General features: G+C 34.3%; 12 protein-coding genes. All 12 read right to left on the minus strand.

Annotated elements, in window-relative coordinates:
- Nucleotides 1-67 precede the first annotated feature (67 nt).
- The 12 genes from ACGH6Q_RS00535 to gss all read right to left on the minus strand — a co-directional run bounded on the left by ACGH6Q_RS00535 (nucleotide 68) and on the right by gss (nucleotide 18,737).
- Entirely contained in the window at nucleotides 68-1,435 is a 1,368-nt protein-coding gene (locus tag ACGH6Q_RS00535) for a VWA domain-containing protein (protein ID WP_174798844.1), read from the minus strand.
- 65 nt (nucleotides 1,436-1,500) lie between these two features.
- Nucleotides 1,501-1,983, minus strand: coding sequence for a hypothetical protein (locus ACGH6Q_RS00540; protein ID WP_174798843.1), 483 nt, complete (start codon nucleotides 1,981-1,983; stop codon nucleotides 1,501-1,503).
- A gap of 2 nt (nucleotides 1,984-1,985) precedes the next feature.
- Nucleotides 1,986-2,675, minus strand: a complete 690-nt coding sequence (locus ACGH6Q_RS00545; RefSeq protein ID WP_174798842.1) for a hypothetical protein — start codon at nucleotides 2,673-2,675, stop codon at nucleotides 1,986-1,988.
- Entirely contained in the window at nucleotides 2,675-4,300 is a 1,626-nt protein-coding gene (locus ACGH6Q_RS00550; protein WP_208610441.1) for an SUMF1/EgtB/PvdO family nonheme iron enzyme, read from the minus strand. Before ACGH6Q_RS00550 ends, ACGH6Q_RS00545 begins: the two co-directional genes overlap by 1 nt.
- Nucleotides 4,257-5,480: an ABC transporter permease gene (locus tag ACGH6Q_RS00555; RefSeq protein ID WP_085164559.1), complete on the minus strand. Its 1,224-nt coding sequence runs from the start codon at nucleotides 5,478-5,480 to the stop codon at nucleotides 4,257-4,259. The genes ACGH6Q_RS00550 and ACGH6Q_RS00555 overlap by 44 nt, the downstream gene beginning before the upstream one ends.
- Nucleotides 5,481-5,483: 3 nt before the next feature.
- Nucleotides 5,484-6,200, minus strand: a complete 717-nt coding sequence (locus tag ACGH6Q_RS00560) for an ABC transporter ATP-binding protein (protein WP_065625390.1) — start codon at nucleotides 6,198-6,200, stop codon at nucleotides 5,484-5,486.
- 19 nt (nucleotides 6,201-6,219) lie between these two features.
- Nucleotides 6,220-8,184, minus strand: coding sequence for a vWA domain-containing protein (locus ACGH6Q_RS00565; RefSeq protein WP_174798841.1), 1,965 nt, complete (start codon nucleotides 8,182-8,184; stop codon nucleotides 6,220-6,222).
- Between the two features lie 12 nt (nucleotides 8,185-8,196).
- Nucleotides 8,197-9,201: a hypothetical protein gene (locus ACGH6Q_RS00570; RefSeq protein WP_085164565.1), complete on the minus strand. Its 1,005-nt coding sequence runs from the start codon at nucleotides 9,199-9,201 to the stop codon at nucleotides 8,197-8,199.
- A 114-nt stretch (nucleotides 9,202-9,315) separates the two neighbouring features.
- The gene (locus ACGH6Q_RS00575) at nucleotides 9,316-11,988 is read right to left on the minus strand and encodes a putative virulence factor (RefSeq protein WP_411591427.1); all 2,673 of its coding nucleotides are present in this window, start codon (nucleotides 11,986-11,988) and stop codon (nucleotides 9,316-9,318) included.
- A complete protein-coding gene (locus ACGH6Q_RS00580) occupies nucleotides 11,985-15,011 on the minus strand; it encodes a virulence factor SrfB (protein ID WP_411591428.1) in 3,027 nt (1,008 codons plus the stop codon). The genes ACGH6Q_RS00575 and ACGH6Q_RS00580 overlap by 4 nt, the downstream gene beginning before the upstream one ends.
- Before the next feature lie 9 nt (nucleotides 15,012-15,020).
- Nucleotides 15,021-16,577, minus strand: a complete 1,557-nt coding sequence (locus tag ACGH6Q_RS00585) for an SrfA family protein (RefSeq protein ID WP_174798838.1) — start codon at nucleotides 16,575-16,577, stop codon at nucleotides 15,021-15,023.
- A gap of 285 nt (nucleotides 16,578-16,862) precedes the next feature.
- On the minus strand, nucleotides 16,863-18,737 hold the full coding sequence (gss, locus tag ACGH6Q_RS00590; protein ID WP_174798837.1) for a bifunctional glutathionylspermidine amidase/synthase: 1,875 nt from the start codon (nucleotides 18,735-18,737) through the stop codon (nucleotides 16,863-16,865).
- Nucleotides 18,738-18,813 lie beyond the last annotated feature (76 nt).

The following is an 18,813-nucleotide window of genomic DNA, read 5'->3' on the forward strand; positions in this document are numbered from 1 at the left end:
TTATAGATAAAAATATAAAAAACGATACATTCGAGCTATGTAATTGTATCGTTTTATTTAAAATTGATTATTCGCATATAGGTTTACTAATATTCATACTCGAAATAGCTTTATCCATTTGGTTAATTATCTGTTTTGGACTTTGAGCTATATAAACCTTACCTCCAGTTTTGTTTGCTACACAGTCAATTTTATGCTGCCCAGCGATATCAACAATATTTATTTTTAAACGAGGTTGTTGAGTGGCAATTTTGTTCGCTAAAGCACAAATATTAGCTTTGGTACAGTTATCTTCACCATCACTAATAACTAATATGTAATCATCACGGTTTACACCATCAAGCATTTTACTTGCTTGTTTTATACCACTATATAAAGGTGTTGCGCTTTTATTTTCTAATGGTTGTAACCTATTTATTTTATTTTTTAACTTGCTTCTATTTTCATAATGATAAAATGGAGTAGTTTGTGCAACAGGACAAGCAGATAGAGTTACTAGCGCAATATTAACGTCTGCTTGTATTTTATCAATGCTCGACAATGCTACTTTTTTACTTGTTGATAACCGATTTGGTAAGCGAGTCATTCGTTTTTCATATTCATCAATTTCTTGTTGTGTCATTGAATAAAAATCAGCATGCAAGTATTGATTAATGGATGCCTGAGTTTCCATTAAAGTCAATGACATCGATGCTGAATTGTCAAATATCATAACCATTTTTGGTGTGTCTGTATTATTCGCAATTTCTTCACGAGTAATACAACTTTTAGGTGCTGGTATCGGTTCAGGCTCCGATTTTACAACAGGTTGTTGCTCTTCTTTTGGTGGGTCTGATTTCTTTTCTTCAACTGGCTGAGTAATTACAGGCTTTGTATCAGGAATCGTAGGCTTTGCTTTTCCATATGGGCAAAATAAGTACCAAATAATACCAAGCAAAGAAAGTAATAATAGGGCCAGAAGTAAAAAATGCCACCAACGCCAAAATGATTTTGGAAGAATAACTGGTGCTGGAGCAGGTAAAACAGGGTCTTCAAAGGTATTAACAATAACCGGCTCATCATTAATAACATAAATATGATTGCCTAAACTTTTAATTCTAGGTAACCATGATGAAATGAATGCCTGCTGCTCAGCTGTTATGGGTATTATCTTAACAGTTGTTTCGATATCGTTAATACGATATTGTAGCGTTTTTTCTATCTTAGCTTTAAGTGATTGATCACTAATTTCGTTCAATAAAACAGGTTGTCCTTCTAACTCGGTATACCAACCAATATATTGATTATCGTCAATCAATCTTGCTATTGCTAAGATAGAAAAAGTACGATCAGTTAAATACGGTTTTAGCAATGCTAACAATGAATTATATTGATCTAATAAAGATATTTTTTCAGAATTATTACGATCACACATAACTCTTGTTATTCGCTGCATTGCCTATTTATTCCCTTTTATTTAACTTCAGTTTTTGTTTGAATATTGATTAAACCAGAATATATTTATATATTCAGTGCTTTTTGCAATTGTTGAAGTTTTTTATTTAACTTTTCTAACTCAACTTGTTTTTCAAGTTCAGAACTACCTGAATTGTTAACTTTTTTCAGTTGCTGTTCTATATCTCTGACTTGAGCCTGTAGATCGTCACGGCCTTGGGCTTTTTGTTTAACCTCATCAGTTAGTTTAGTTAAATCAGTTTTTAATTTTTGCTGCTGTGCCTGTTTTTGTTTAATGCTTAATGAAGTGTCATTTTTTTGTTTTTCAATTACGGCATAAATTTCTTTAAACTGCTGATTAGCTCTTACTTCATTCTCTAGAATTTGCTTTTTTTGATCAATTCTAGCTTGGTAATTCCCTGAATAATTACAGCTGATTTTGTCCATAATACCAATGTTAGTATTAGTTGGATCACACTGTTCGGGCGTTGTTGAACAACCAACTAAAAAAATAAACGGGCTGAGTAATAGAAGATATTTTTTTTTCATAATTAGCTAACCTTAACCGCTGAACGTTGTTTTGTAACAAGATTAATTTGATTTTCAAGTACTGAAATTTGTTTATGTAATTGGCTTATTTGTTTATCAAGTTTTGATACATTCATACCTGATTGTCGTTCTTGAGATGATATTGAAATCCAATCATTTTCAACGCCTCTCATGCGTTGTAATTTATCTTGTAAATAAGCAATATTAGCATCAATTTGAACTAAATCTTTTTGAGCCTGTTTTTTATTTAAGGTTTCTTTTTTAATTTGATTATTTAATACATTAAGTGTCGCTAAATTCTTATCTAATACAGCTTTAGCTGTTTCAGTTACAGCTTGTACTTCGTAAGTGTTTTGTTGAATATCTTGGATGTAAACATCGAGGCGCATTTCAGCATCCGCATATTCTGCTCGTTTGTTGTCAAGATAATAGTTTGCTCCCATCATAACACCACAACCTACGGCTGCAGACGCAATACATACGCCTGTTTTTCCTCCTGCTAGCATACAGCCAATACCGCCCAAACCAGCACCAATAGCACAGGATTGCCACGCTGATTTACTAAAAAATTTAGCTGTATTACTTTTGGCCAATGCGGGATCGACATTTCTGGAGCTCACTCCGCCAGAACCTTGGCATCCTGTTAGAATAAGCGATACACACAAAGCAAGTGTTAGGATAATTTTATTCATCATTTATTTCCTTTTATTTCGGTACATGTTTGTAGCCAAACCGTTCGTTCGATTTTTCCCGATTCAATATATTGATTAATATGTTTGAAGTAAAGTTTTAAATAATCACTCATATTAGCTTTGCCACTATTTTCTAAAATAAATTGAGTTGATTTGGCTTGATCATTAATCGTATTTTTTTCGTAATTTGACGCAGTATTAACTATTGTGTCGGAATAATATTTCAATATAAAATCCCGTGCACTTTTAGATTCATCAACAACTTTTTTTAAATTATCTAGCTTCGCTTTTGAGCACATATTGTCATCTTCCAATGCGTCTGTTTCTTTTGGATCACAAACCTCATTGGTCATTGTTTTATATAAATTGTCATTATACTCAAATTTGCTGTTTAAATCTGAAACATTAGCGCACAAAAATGCGCCTAGCTGTAATGCCGATTGAATGGAACGATCCCGTTGTTCATCTCGAGCTTGATTAGCACTTCTTAAAAGCGTATTTAGTTTATTTAATTCTTTTTTTGTTTTTTCATCTTCAACTTGTTTGGTGATTTTTTCAAGCTCATTAACGACATTACCATTTTTTGTGCTGTCTGTTTCGTTACCTAACTGACTCCATTCTTTATCTAACTCTTTGATTTTGTCATTCGAATTCATCACTTCGGTTGTATAAACTAAACGAAACCCAACATCTTTACTTTTATACGCACCTTTATCATCATAAAAAGGTTTTTCGGTACGAAAAGCACTGGTAGTTGATGATTCTGGTGTTAAATAACTCCCACCACGGACAATCACTCCACCTTGTTGACCATGGTAGCGATCTAGTTTATTCATTCGAAACGAATCAAACATCATTTCGCTTGCATTACCTAAAATATCATAAAGATCTAGCGGGTTAGGTTCTAACCTACCAATCAGTTGTAATTTACCATTAGCAGATTTTGCGCCAGAAAACCATGCATAGCTTTCGAGATTACCTTTCATCGGAAATAGGGATTCACGAAACTCCGATTCTGTCACTTTTGACCCACCGCGAGCGGCATACTCCCATTCGGTATTATTAGGTAAACGAACATAACCATTAGGTAAATTACTTGATTTTATTTTTGATTGGTTTTCAATTAACCAACGATTATATTTATCCGTAAAGGCGATGACATCAAACCAGCTAATATCAGTAATGGGAAAAGAAAGATTTACTTTAGGAGTTGGACAAGTCTCGTTCATTACTGATTGATATTGCAATGCGGTAATCTCATATTTACCTATCAGGTAATACCGTTCTTTACCTGCATCAGAAAAACTACCAGCAATATAATTAGGTGTTGCATACTCGGCAAAACCGAGTTCTTTTTGGTTACTACCTAAAATGATTTTAATATCATCTAACGGTTTATTGGTCGGGGTAAAAACCTTTTTCATCACTAAACTGCCATCACATGGCATAGGTAAAATCACGTCATCTTTTGTTGGTTTGGGATTATAAAATTTACTATCCCAAGGTTGAGCAAAACTTAATGATGGATGTAGATTAATTGCAGCCAATCCCCAACAAGCTAGTCGGACGTATCGAGTACAATTATGCTTCACGTAAGCTTTCTGCTGGTTGAATTTTGATAGCACGTCGCCCTCCTATAAGCACAATGCCTGCAGCAATAAATAAAGTGAGTAAAAAGGCAATGATAAGATGATAAAATTGTAATTGACTTACAACAGATTGTGAAACCAAATTTTTACCTAAAACTAAATTAAACGCATAATTACCTATTACAAAAAGAGTACAAGAGGCAACAAAAGCCAAACAGCTTAAAATCATAGCTTGGTTTATTAAATAAAGCATAATACCTTTAGAGCGAAAACCGATTAATCGCATAAAGGCAATATCTTTACGTTTGCGTTCAATATTTGATAAAAATGATCCTATAAATGATAAAACACACCCCAAAATCGCTGTAATTGCAATAACGCTAAAAATAAAATTAAGTACTCTATTAATCGCTTGCATGTTTTCAATTGCGTTAGCCTGTGTACGCGTTTCAATGTGTTTTTCTCTTAATTTAAATGCTAGTGGTGATACATTATCAAGTGAGTCTGCATAAATACGAGCTCGTGCGAACGAGGTATGTTCAGGTGGATTTAATTGTCCTGTTGAGGTTGGAAAAATGTCACTTTGATAACCATCATAATAATTTTCCATATCAATAAGCAATTCTAAAGTAACAAAAACCGCGGCACGGCTATAACGGTTTTCGGGAATAATGCCAACCACATCTAATTCAGTCATGCCTTTTTCTAGTTTTCCATCAAGCTGCCTAGTAATTACCATTTTGACTCGACTTCCTACTGTTACTTGCATTTTTTCGGCTGATAATGAACTTAATAAAATTTGTTTTTTATTATTAAGTAATGGCAAGTTTTTTGTTATTGGATCATCTTTGGCTGTAGGTATAATTTCGGCATTATTAACAAAATGGCTAGCATCTTTCATTAAATCAGCTTGCGTATTTAATGAACGAGTTAATGGAATAACAAAAGCTGTTTCTGGCTGTTTCTTTATCCACTCAAACACTTCATCTTTTAGTTGTAAATTACCAACTATTTTTACTTCTAAATTTTGCGGGTCATTAAGCAATTGCTCTCGAAGTTGAGAAACCACACCATATTTTAAACTAAATAGCAATAATAGCGGTGTAATTACTGATATTACTGAGGCAATAATACAAAATGAAACTTTTTTGTCATACCATAAGTCAGCTACAGACAAACGAGTTATAAGTAACCATTTTGATATTGCTTTAGTCATCTTTTATGCCTTATCTTGTAATGGTAGAAATTCCGAAGATTGTGAGGAGGTTAATTTAGCCGATAAAGTAAATAATCCTTTGTTAGCTATACGCTGCAGGTCATGTGTTACAATCATGGCAGCTATATTATCCTGCTGAGCTTGTTCTATAATTAAATCAAAAAGTAAATTTGCATTATAGGGATCCAATGCCGAAGTCGGCTCATCGGCGAGTAATAACGCAGGTTTATGAATAATAGAGCGAATAAAGGAAGCTCGTTGCCTTTCACCAATTGATAACTGTTTAGGATATTTATTTAGTAAATGAATAATGTTGAGTTTTTGCACTAAATAATCAAAGCGATCATTATCCACTTTTTTCTGTAATAACTTTAACGATAATAAAATGTTGTCACGAACCGTTAAAAATGGCAGTAATCCACCTGTTTGTAACATAAAACCTAAATACTTAGCACGAACATCTGCCAATTGATCTATTTTATCTTGTTTGATGAGTGTTGCAATATCGATATCACAACTATCTATAGCCAGATTATAACAGCCAATTTCGTCTGGTTTTAGAATCATCCCCACCATTTCAAGTAAAGTACTTTTACCAGCACCACTGTCGCCCTGAATAACGACCACCTCACCAGCTTTTACAGTTAGCTTTGGTAGGCAAACACTAAAAAAGGATTTGCCTGTTGAGCGTGAAATTGCAATTTGATTGATGGTTAACATATTTTCTAACAACACAACTTTATGGCAACATTTCTAATGGTATAGGATACACATTCTCACGCGGATCGCTACCTTCAGCTAATGAAATCCAACGATCTACATCTGCATTACATTTTTGATAATAGCGAATTTTACTATTTAAATTACGAATAAATTTTTCTTGTTCAAGCCCACTCATACTTTTCCATGTATCTTGATCAAGCCCCGTTACATCGCTCTTATAAGGGATATTATCTAAATATTCACCAAGTAAACCCAAATCTGCAATTTTTGTGACAGAATCTGATTTTAATTTACTTGGATCTTGCCCCATTGCGGCAGCAACAGAGCGAAGTTGCGAAAACATATCATCGGCAGAAATCAATCCATCATTAGCTGCATTTGCAATTTTGCTAACAACATCACTCAGATCACTCAGTTGTGATTTTGTTAATAATATACGTGGCTCTGCTGTTGGTATAGTTGGTTTAACAAAATCTTTATCGGCAATCCAAGCCTTAAAAACTGACGGTGCTTTAGTACCTTTTACATCCCCTAAATAAGCAAGTTGCATTGCCTTACTTAATAACAATGCATCTTTTAACATATCAGAGTTATCATCTTTTGCATTTAGAGCATTACCAACAGAAGCTTCACCTCTATATGCTAGTTTGACTTGTTCAGATAGTGCTTGCGCTAATAAATCTACTTTTTTACCAAATTCATTAACATCACCAGCATTAACTGGGTAATAAAGTGATTTATGAATGAAATCGTTATAAGTTAAGTCTGAATATTGTGCTGCCGCTACTTGGTGATCTTTTGCACCACTTGGCGTTTTTAAATGTAGTGCATAAATGGCAACTCCTTTATGCTGAGCTTCAAGCCTTAATTGCGCTGCATCCATGCCAGTACTAGAAAGCTTATCATCCCCCGGAATCGCACTAGCATCTGTTATTAAAATCATATAACGTGCGCCAAAACTATTCCAATTAATATCATTTAATGCTTGAGCAATGCCCGCATAAGAATCTTCCGCAAAATACGAGGTAGAAACAGAAGCTTGTTTAAGTGAAGCACTTAACTTTTTAAAGTCTTCTTTATCCTTAACTTTATTTGGGTCGGCAAAAATCTTAGTAACAAATTCGAGCTTATCCGATGCTTTTAAGCTTGAGCGGAATGATATCAATCCGAATTTTACTTGTTCTTGTAGCTTTTCTTTTTCAATATGCTGATAAACTCGCGTTACCGCTTCTTTAGTTCTTGAAATATAAGGATCCATAGAAATAGTTGAATCAATAACAAACACAATAGCGGCTTTAAAAGGTACTACTTGATTTGCACTATCATCAGCAGTTTGAGCAGTGTTTTGCTTTGGGTTATTTTTTATCAATGATTCTTGTTTACTTACTGATGCGACCTCTAGCACTCGCTCATAAAACCCTCGCCCATTCATTACTTCTTCACCTTGCAAAATAGGTAATAAATAGAAATTACTTTTAAAATCTACAAACTCTTTAGGTTCTTGAGCAAGTACTTCTGGAGCTGCTTTATTCGCTTTTAGAGCTTCACGAATAGGTTTTAATAAAGTTTCAGGTTTATCGGCATCAACAATCGCAGTCAATGCAGCCTTATCCTTGAAAAATAGCAAAGGATCACGATCAACTGGATTAGTAAAAACTAATGTCATTTGCATATTCCAAGCAATAGTACATGAATCATTAATCCAACCAATAGTTTTTCCATAAGAATCTGGTCCTACATTAAGCCATTGCTGATTATTCTGATTTTTGCGCTCATAAACATAATAACGTGAAAATGCAGGTAAAGATTTACCAGTAGGATCAGCAATATTACTTTTTAATTCGCATGTTGGCGTACTTAGTACACGCTGATATAGCGTTTTTTTACCTACCTGCTTAAGTGGCTCTGCGGCAAAACCAATTAATGGTAAACATGTTAAACCTATTGTGGAAATCAGTTTTGAGATAGCTAGCTTATTCATTCTTGCTCCTCACTATTTTTGTAATTGGGTTAAACGATCTTTAACGAATGTATTCTTTGGATCGTTAGTCAAAGATGTTTCATACCAATAAATAGCCGTTTCTTTATCAGCTTCAAAACAATTATTCACTTCATAAAATTTTTCGTCATACTCTTTTGCATATAGCATAGCAATGTTAGCATTTGTTTGTGCTTGATTTGCATATAAACGCTGAGCTATATTACATTTTCCTGCTTTTTTAGCTTCAGTAATTATCTGAATAATTGCTCCCGTTTCAGGTTTAGTCTGTAAACATTGTTGAATAAATGTTAAATCATCAGTAGAAATGTTGCTTAAACTACATTGTTCACTAACTTCCACTGTGGGAGTCGGTTGTAATTGTTTTTGGAAAAATAAAAAATACCACGCCGCAAGACCTAGTCCAATTAGTATCATACATCCAACAACAATAGAAACAATTAGCCCTAGGCGACTTTTTGATTTAACTGGTTCCTCAGGAGTTATTCCAGATTCTGACTCCGTTTCAATAGGTTCGACTAATGTTTCCTTTTGAGAGGTAATATTAGATTCTTCAATTAATGGCGGTTCATCTTCAACAATAGGATCATTAACTGGCTCAGGATGTTCTATAACTTGTTCTTCATTAGATAAAGTTGTTTGTGCGTTTAATGCTGTTGAGGCAAAAACAGTTTCTGCAATACTAACAACACCACCATCAACATAACTTTGATTTTGCTTATCACGAATTTGTATAAGAAATCGGAGCTGACTTTCTTGTGTCACCAAAGAGTCGACCAACCATTCACCAACGTATCCCGTTAATTTTTCATTTTCAACTGACATATTTTCAAGAGTATGCCAATTTTTTTCGGGGTTCCATTGATTCAAACCAGATAAGTAATAGCCATCCTGATTGCGTTGTACAAGTATATCAATTTGAGAACTACCACTCCATTTTTGAGCTAAAAACTTCGCAATACCGGGTTTATAACTATCTAATTCAATTCTTAATGCCATGATATCCTCTATTTTTATACTCAAATACGCGAGTATTATTCATCCGATCTATTGAATAGGGAAACATTTTCAACTCAAATAAGACTTCCCTATTACTCTATTTTTTATTTAATTTTAATTAATCTGCGATTGTTTGAAAAAATTAAGAATTTCACCCAATCGGCTATTTTGTTCTTGACTAATTTCTCGTCCTGCATGGTGCCCCACATTTTCTTGCGCAAGCATTGCAAATGCAACAAACCAATCAAATATCGCATACTGGGAATAATTTTTAGTTTTATCGTCCAGTTTCGGTAATGAATGTGATGATTGAACATTCAATTCACTTAGCGGTGAAGAAAATATCGGTTTCCCCTGATTAACTTTACTCATTGGTATATCACTTCCCTGCCCTTGAATAAAACCAAGCCATGCAATAAAATCGGCTAGTAAAGTGTGAATAGTACTAATTTGTCTAGATTCTAGATCATCACGCTTACTACCAGTATTTTCGTTATTCAAAATATGCTCGGTTAAACTTGCTTCAAGTTTCATTCGATTAGCTGCAGTAATAAGTTCTTCTACAATAAAAGAGAGTGATTTTTGATTGATACCAAAAAACTGTAAAATATGCTTATCTAATACAATATTCCTTAAATGCTCTAACCATGCCGAAAAAACAGTTTTAGCAAACTTTGATTCGGTTGGTAATGTGGCAACTTGTTTAGTGGTCAATGGTGAATTCTCATCAGAAAATAACTCGAAATCAGCATTTAAACCAAAATCATTCGATAAATTATCTAACAAATTATCATTGCTATCTTGCTGTGTTTCATTTTCTATTGTATTGGAATGATAAAGTGCTCTAATTGTTTGATCTGGTAATTCAAACACTTTAAGTAGTTCACCTAATAATAGTGCTTTACTTTGCAATTCTTTAACTGCATCAGCAATTACTTGCTTTTTCTTAACTAGCTCTTCATCACTATCCGCTTGATACCAAGTATCAAAACGCATATTAATAATGTAATCAATTTTCTCATTAAGTTGTTCAACAATACGTTGTTGTTTTACTTCCGTAATGGCAACTTGCTCCAAGTATTGGCTAATTCGGCCTATACCGCCATCATTAAGTTTTAACATGGCATCCCATGCTTCTTCTGGCTGGAACACATATTCTTTAATATCACTATTTTGCACAAATGTATTTTTTAATACATTCATTTTATCTTGATAATTTTCTCTATAATCAATCTCTTGGCTAGTGCTCGGTTCGACATTTAAAAATGGCACATCAAATCCTGGTTTTCGAACTAGAAAAATATTATTAAATTTGTGATTGTTCGACCAATTACTTAACCAATCATAACTACCAAAACGTTCTAAGATAGTTTGTTGTAACAAACCTCCTTTGCCCCAGCTATTTTTTAAATTATCTTCAGATAGTGTTAATGATGTGCCAATGCGTTTATCAAACATGGTTATTGCCCATAATAATCCCGGCTTTTTAGTAGCTCTTTTTTCAGCTGTTTCACCTTGGGTTTTATCAATCCAGCGCTCAAGTACTGGACCTACATCATTAACATCAGATTGTTTATCTGATGGTGTACAAACAACTAGCACATTCATTTCCTGGCTGTCAGTATATTTTTCAAAAAGATAAGCAACTTTACCACGCAATAAAAGCTGAGCAATTGGATTACCTTCTTTAACATCAGAAATCGATATCAAGTTTAGACGGCCTCGATATCCAGGAAAATCAAGTAAATCTACATTTTCAAATGTCGGTACTCTGGTTTTATTGACTAATGGAAAAATTAATTCGGCAGTTAAAAAAGCCAATTGAGCTAAAGATATAGTTGTTGGTGCGCCATTTAATGGCGTTATAGTGACAGATGAATCTTTGTCGGTATTTAATCGCTCAAGAATATCAACATTCATAATACTGTCAATTTGTGACTTAGTACCGTTATTATCTTTGATTAAGACAGAAAGCGGCGCATATACCGTTTCAGCATGACTAAAACTTGATAAGGTCGTCGCTAGTTGGGTATAGATTGTGGTGAGTTCAGAAATACCACCCCATAAAACAGAAATCAGTTCACCACGATCAGATACAGGCAAATAAGGAAGAAGGTGCGTTGCTTTTTCCCAATATCCCCCTTTCAAACCTTCAAGCGAGTTACCGAAGTTCTCAGATAAATAATCATAAAGATCAACAACATCATCTTCAATAATACCGCCAACATAGCTTATTTGTTTTTTATTTTCTAACCCTTGAATCAACTGATTTAGCTGTGAAAACTCAATTTTATTGGATACTTTTTGTTGGTCAAAATCTTTAAAATAGGCATTTATTAAGATTTTTACAATTTCTATCTCTTTAAATAATTTTAATTCTAACGGATAGTTAGCTATACCACCTTTAGCAATACGGCTAAAACGAGTAACAAGACCTGTCGCTTCTTTACCACTACCTACAGGGTTTACATGATCAATAAAGTCTAAAACTTCGTTATCAACAACCGTTTCAAGCTTACCATTTTCACCCGCAGCTAGCGCTGAAATAAGGTACGATTTACCTGCCTGTGATAATCCAAAAAAACCAACTGCAACAGACTTAGTTGATACATCACCCAATCGTTTTGCACTATTACGTAAACGACGTAAATCTAAAATTAAATTATCTGCTTCACTATCTAAACGTTTAGATGAATGGCGTGTTTGATCTACCCACTCAATGGCCTTTGCTGATGCTTGATAGACCTGTTCCCAAGATTTAGGAAGTTGTTCATTTAAGTTTTTCATCGTTTTATCATTCCACTATCAAGCCAATATTGCGTACTTATTAAACCAGAGTTAACCATTGTATTTAAACTTAGTTTAATATCCTGATTTTTATTACAGGCTCGCCCATCAGAGGCTTTTACATCCTTAATATAAAAATTTTCGACCGTTTTTTGTTTGTTTTTTATGCCGAGAGTAACTTCTAATACGACGCCTTCAGCACTTAATCGCTTGGCCACTTCACTATTTTCAATTGTTAAAATATAAATAGGCGATGCTGGCCACCTTTCAACTTCGAGTTGCCTAAAACCAAGTCTTGTGGTGCCTCTAATTTCAAATGAGAGATCTGGGAAATCATAATCAGGATTATCTAAGTCAATATCTTGATAATAAACATTTTCTTTTTTAATCATATTAAGATTATCTAAAAGTCCAATGTATTTAACTGTTGAATATAAATCCATATTAGAAGATCTAAAATAGAAATTAGGTAATCGTAAATTTTTACTTAAAAAACAAAGCATAGCACCCACAGCAGCCGTTGTTTTAGGATCATCAATGCGTTCTTGTTTATGGAAAGGATACCAACCACCAGTATAATAACCATGTAAAGGCAAAATTCGCCCTGCAGGCATAGATAAGCGTGATCGGAAATAACTTTGAATTCCCGGTAATCGAGAAGGGCGACCAGTTAATAAAAGAACATCACACTGATAACAACTAATAATTTCGGATAATGCATCAAACGTTTTACAGATGTTGTAATAATCACCACGAATAAACAAATAATGTATACGTTTAAGGTTAATATCGATACTTAAATCAAGTACCGAAAACTCAGAGTTATTTAATGCGCGCCTAATAGGTTCATTTATAAAATTAAGCACATTGTCAGTCATAGTATTATGTTGTAATAATTCGCCAAAGGTAGAACGATAATCATGTTGCTCTGAATGTAATGGATCATAAAGTTCATACGCTTTTAATATTTGTAATCCAACCGGTGTAAATAACTGTAAAGTGAGTTGTTGGCGCAATACCGCATCTTGGATAGATAGTTGTTGTGAACCAATAATAGTAGATAAAATTGGGTTTGGATCTGCAATTCCAGCTTGTTTTAGACCATTTGTTAAAGCGGTTAGAACGGTATCTTGAATGATATCAAGTAAAATATCATCCCCTGCAACCTTAAATCCATCACGAAAACGTTGCGTTGGTACAATATAAGCATTACTACCGTTGGTTTGACCACTTACACCATAATCTAATTGGTAATCGTTAATCACTAAATCTGTTGTGCCGCCACCAATATCAACTGTTGCAATAGTTAGTTTCTGTTTATTAGCTTTACCTGGACGTACCATTGAAGCAATAAATTCTTCACTGCGCCCATTATAATTATTTTGTGTCTCGTTAAAGAGGTAAACCACTTGCCCGCAAGTCGCCTCGTCCCATTGAATATACACTTCAGGGATATTTGGCCATACACTTTTTAGTTGTTCTGGATTATTGAAATCAATATTTTTATCTGAACTATCCCAACCAAGGCTTTTCCAAACCAAACCTATTGCTTGATATACGCAACTTTTAAATATTGCTTGTTCTGGTTTTGGCATAGCTGGCGGAATAGTTAAAATAATAGATCTTAAATTACGTGGCGTTTTAGCATGCTCGAGTTTATTACGCTGAGCAACACTATTCATTTGCATTAATGCATGCATTAATACTTCACATAACATAAAAGTCATCAAAGAACTGCGTGAGTATTTTGGGTGGAAAACTGGCATTTTACGGTCATACTCTTCTTCAATATCATTACTTAAAATATGTAATGCTTCACCGTATTCATTAATTAAGCTTGAAAAAGGTTCAGCTGTAGCAAATGGTTCATGATCACTTTTTACATAATGAGAATTAAAACGCCAACCTTGCTCATATTTATCTTGATCCCATAAATAGCGTTTAGGGCTTGAAAGACCCGTTGCACCTTCATTACCCTCTCGCCGACTTGCAAGCCGACTTGCCTCTTGGCCTACACGGACAATACTTGGCCATCGGAATGTATCTCGTCGACCGCTTTGTAATGAAAAATGTTCTTTACCGAAAAAAGTTTGGGCAAATTCTACTCGGCTTTCAAACGGTTCATTGTAAATATGCTCTGGTTGGGTTAAGTCTCGAATTTCAAGCTCATAACGATGATTTAAACTATCTTTATCTTGGGCATGATCTTCAATTAAAATGCCACAAGTGCGTGAATTACCCACATCTAAAATCATATCAACAGGAATTGATTTAACAACATCATCTTTATTGTTTGACACAATTTTAATTGTTGGCAATTGCAAGGAGTCGGCAAGTAAGTGGATGATATTTAGGTAATGCGCATAATAAGATTTATTTTTAATCTCTTTATTAATATCATCTTTATGTATCTTTAAACGTTCAGGTTGTGGCGCAAGTTCTTGAAAGAGATCAATTAACCAACTGGTTATCCATTTGAGTTCTAAATACCATGAAACGTGATCTGAGCGATGTGCTAAACTAAATACTGCACCAGTCATCACATCGTTTTCGGTTGGCGCAAGATAAGCAACATCTTGTAAGTTAGCAAATACTTTTGTATCAAAAGCAAAAGTGATTCGATGTGTATTACCATCAGGATCTTCACCTTCAGGAATACTAACGATTCGAACTCGGCTCCAGTTATGTGGCCCTTTATCAAAACGATTTGAAGGTATTGAACGTAACATAGGAACTGGTAACCAAATGCCATCGTATAGTTTTAAGGACTGTTCAACACTAATTTCCTGTGTTGGATTAACAGCAAATGTGGGATTATCTGGTGTAAAAAATTGACCACTTTCCACATCTTCAACCAACCTAATTAGCGCACCACTCTCAGAGGGATCAATAAAGCACCCATTAACTTTACTGCGCCATTCATTATCTTTCCAATCGATTTTAAGTGCAAAGTCAAGAAACTGAATACCGCTATTCATAATAAGTGTCACTTCTTGACCATAATTGCGTAATTCTGGAAGCATATACAACCTTTATTGTTTTTTCATTGTTATTGGGAATGAAGTCCCATTATTATAAATTCCCTGACAATTAGCATTATTATTTTTGTCTGGTGTACATTGAATCTTTGGTAATTGATATTTGGTATTGTCACTACAAACAGCCTCAGTGTTACCCGTTATATCTAAATTGGCATTTTTAATGTTTGTACCCACATTACCTGTACATTTGACACCATCACTACGTGTTACAGTGACTTCGCCATTCCCATCATTAAAGTTATAACTTAATTGTAATGGTTTACCAGTGGCTTTATCTTGAATACCACCATTTACAGACCATTGACCATTTAAGAATTTTGTCGATCCTTGTTTAATTGCATCAGCTGGCATAGCTAAATGATTAGTTTGATCAACAGCTGAATTAGAATCTGATTTATTATCTTTATCCGATGGCGAAGATGTCTGCTCAGCACTATCTTTATCTTGTTTATCTTGTTTATCTTGCTCGCTTTGATCATTTTGGATATTTGCATCATCTTTTTTATCAGGATCTAAAGGGGTAGATTTGTCATCTTTATCATCCGTTCTTGCCGCATCTTGCTCGCTTTTATTATCTTTAGCATCAGGATCTGGAATATTATTACTATCATTTCCATTGTCTGTAGGTAAAGAATGATCAACTGAATCACCAGCCACGTTGCTATTGGTAGGAATATTATTTGCATTGTCTAAAATCGTACCATTTGGTATAGCGTTATTGGTGACACCTAATCGATTATCAACGACAACATTTTTTGGCTCTGGATCTTTTCTATCTTGTTTTTCATCTTTTTCTGGTTGGCTAATATTGCTATTATCTAAAGATACATTCGGGTTAATCGATATTTGAGGTTTTAGCCAACAGCCGCGTAATAAAAACAATGCTAACAAAAGTAACAATAAAGGTAATAACCCTAACAACCATACCCACCAACGTTTCCACCATGGTCTATTATTAATTTGTGGAGTAACTACTTCTGTGATTGTTGGCGTTACTTTTTTTGCAGGCTCTAAACAATAGAATGGAGAATTTACTTGAGGCGTTTGTGGATAAACAAACCCCCAAAAAGTAATCACTGGTTTACCATTAACAATATAAACAAATTGATTACTAGGAAAGCGTATTGCCATCAAGTTAGGTTCTAGACTTTGTGAATTGTGTTTTGGATCATAAATAAGGCGGCTGAACAATAGCTGATCGCCTTTAATATTTGGGTTACTAGCTAGTTGCTCACCTAGAGCCACAACTTTTCGCTCAAATTCCTTTAAAAGCTTAAGGGCGGATTCTTGTTCGGATTCACTAGCCGATGTCCAAGGGACTATATCATATTGCCCATCTGGTTGATTTGAATCAAAAGGAATATACCAATCAATAATATTACCTTGGTCATTGCGTTGAGGAATGGCTAAATAATCGGCAAATTGTTTGCCTAATTTAACTCTAAACGTTTCCCGAATTTGAGCTGCGACTAAATAAGCAGCTTTTCCATCATGCCCAAGCATTTTGAAATCTTTAATATCACCACTTCGAAGTAATGTATTTGCCATATATTTCTTTTCATTCCTTTATATCATTTTTATTTCTTATAATTTCTTTTTAAAATTATGACAAGTTTAACAGAAAACGCCATTATTGTAATTGATATCATCATGGATATTCTGAATTTTAAACATATCTTTTAATAGATTATGTCATAAATGGCAGAATTAATACAGATTATAAAAAATTAAATAATCAACTGAATTATAATAACTTTAATCATAATTGCGATACGATTGATGAGCTTAACTTTTATACTAAAACATATACTTTCCTGAAAGTTTTTTACAAAATTATTTTAAGAACTCATCATCTGTTAATACTCGTAATGGTTGCATATCGCTTTCACCTTTTATAACTAACGAAGGATCGGAGCGTAAGCAAGTCCCACCATAATGTCCACCAACAGTAAAAGTACATAACTGTAGATAACGATCTTCGACTTTCGGTAAGCACCATAGTTCTTGATAAATATTTTCTTGTTTAGCAAATCGACCTACTGTTTTATCAAGGATCTGTTCTTGATTATTCACTAATTGAATATCACTACCACGGCGTCCAGCTATTGGTTTTATTGCATAACCTTTTTTAATTAGGCTTTCATTGAGTTCAAATGTAGACTCTAATAGGTAACGATGATTAGGAAATAAAGACCATAATACGGGTAAAATAGCTTTATTACTTGGAATAACCGTCCACAGTGGTTCGAAAACAGAGACTTCCGGTCGCAAAAGCACATCGAGCAATCTAACTGAATTTTCAGGATGCCATGTACGAATTGGTAAACCTGCAATTTGTGCCTCGCTTTCTTCTCGAAGTTGCTCTAATACCGTTTCCCAAGCCCATGTTTTCCAGACACAAGTTACTTGGCGATCTTCATCATCAACAAGTCGACCACGTTTATCCCATCTTAGTCCAGTAAGCCCTCGTAAAATTTTGCTATTAAATCCCGCTTGAGTAAGTGCTGTTTGCATAAATAATGCATGATAATTTTCTTCACTATCATTATCTTGCATAATATGAACAAAAGATTGAGCATCACTATGCTTCCAACAGTTAGCTAAAGAATTAAGCAAACCACTACTAGGATTGGTTCCTATATTCAGTCCAGCTTGAATAGCCCATTTTTGCAAAATATGACCTGCCTCAGTATGGCAAGAAGCAGAATCAGCATTATATTCATAGACTTTAAAGCCTCGTTCATCCATACAAAAATCTAACCGCCCAGTAATCATTTGGTAACGGCGCTGCTGCCATGAAAGTCTTAATCTTGGCCATAATATTTCTGGGATATTAAAATTAAGTAATAAATTATCGTCCTTTAATACTTTATCTGTGGCATGCAAATACATTAAATGTAATTCATTGGTTGCGCGAATAAGCTCTTGTTCGGCACTTTCAGAAATAGTGAAATAGCGATAGTGATCATCATGACTAATAGCATGACCTGTCGCTGAAACATACGCACTTTCTAATGGATCTGATTCATTTAACCAATTTTTATCAAATTGACCTTGGTTTTCAATATGCGCGCTATGAATTTCAAGTAACGGTTTAGGAATTTTAGGTTGCGGTAAACTATATTCAGTCTTGTCAGTTTGAATCATCCACCCTAAGATTTTCGTATCATCAAACGAGTCATGTAGTTGGTAACCGTCACTGGTCACTGTCATTTTAAGTTCACGAGTCCATTGCTGCCCAATTGGTAAACGCTTATGTATGACATTTTGTTCTGCTATCCGTACTTTATCTTTAAATACTTCAGTAATGATAGCCACATGACCTGTACGGTCAAAAAAACCACCATCATCCCAAACAAGTAACGCACCAGCCTCGGGCTTTTTTTTGCTTCCGTTTGCAAAAGCTTGCAAAGGTAAAATCGCTTCATTAACAACTTTCCTTAGAAAACGTAGTGAAAAAATTTCATGCGCCATACCAACATCTGTAAAAACAATACCATAGTTTAAAAATAAAAATCGCCTTGCAAATTCAACGCATTGCCATTTATATCCCATATATTCATAACCAGAATAGCTACGAAAAGATGCATCATTAGGGTATTGTTTTTGATCTAAAGTTTCATAATCAGATGAATAAATGGCAACGCCACCTGGCGCATACCCTAATAATGTACCAAAAGGTTCTTTATTATTGAACTTAGATGACATGTTATTTTAGCCTTATTAGTAAATAGCAAGATACGTTAATTACACTATGTTATAATTTTCTATCATAGATCAAAAT

This window comes from Gilliamella sp. BG2 (genome assembly GCF_046635645.1).
Taxonomy (GTDB): Bacteria; Pseudomonadota; Gammaproteobacteria; order Enterobacterales; family Orbaceae; genus Gilliamella; species Gilliamella bombi.

Bases quoted from the DNA above. Each gene is read 5' to 3' on its own strand.
- ACGH6Q_RS00560 (WP_065625390.1), bottom strand. From the start codon at position 6,200: ATGTTAACCATCAATCAAATTGCAATTTCACGCTCAACAGGCAAATCC.
- ACGH6Q_RS00540 (WP_174798843.1), bottom strand. From the start codon at position 1,983: ATGAAAAAAAAATATCTTCTATTACTCAGCCCGTTTATTTTTTTAGTT.
- ACGH6Q_RS00580 (WP_411591428.1), bottom strand. From the start codon at position 15,011: ATGCTTCCAGAATTACGCAATTATGGTCAAGAAGTGACACTTATTATG.
- ACGH6Q_RS00545 (WP_174798842.1), bottom strand. From the start codon at position 2,675: ATGAATAAAATTATCCTAACACTTGCTTTGTGTGTATCGCTTATTCTA.
- ACGH6Q_RS00565 (WP_174798841.1), bottom strand. From the start codon at position 8,184: ATGAATAAGCTAGCTATCTCAAAACTGATTTCCACAATAGGTTTAACA.
- gss (WP_174798837.1), bottom strand. From the start codon at position 18,737: ATGTCATCTAAGTTCAATAATAAAGAACCTTTTGGTACATTATTAGGG.
- ACGH6Q_RS00535 (WP_174798844.1), bottom strand. From the start codon at position 1,435: ATGCAGCGAATAACAAGAGTTATGTGTGATCGTAATAATTCTGAAAAA.
- ACGH6Q_RS00585 (WP_174798838.1), bottom strand. From the start codon at position 16,577: ATGGCAAATACATTACTTCGAAGTGGTGATATTAAAGATTTCAAAATG.
- ACGH6Q_RS00570 (WP_085164565.1), bottom strand. From the start codon at position 9,201: ATGGCATTAAGAATTGAATTAGATAGTTATAAACCCGGTATTGCGAAG.
- ACGH6Q_RS00575 (WP_411591427.1), bottom strand. From the start codon at position 11,988: ATGAAAAACTTAAATGAACAACTTCCTAAATCTTGGGAACAGGTCTAT.
- ACGH6Q_RS00555 (WP_085164559.1), bottom strand. From the start codon at position 5,480: ATGACTAAAGCAATATCAAAATGGTTACTTATAACTCGTTTGTCTGTA.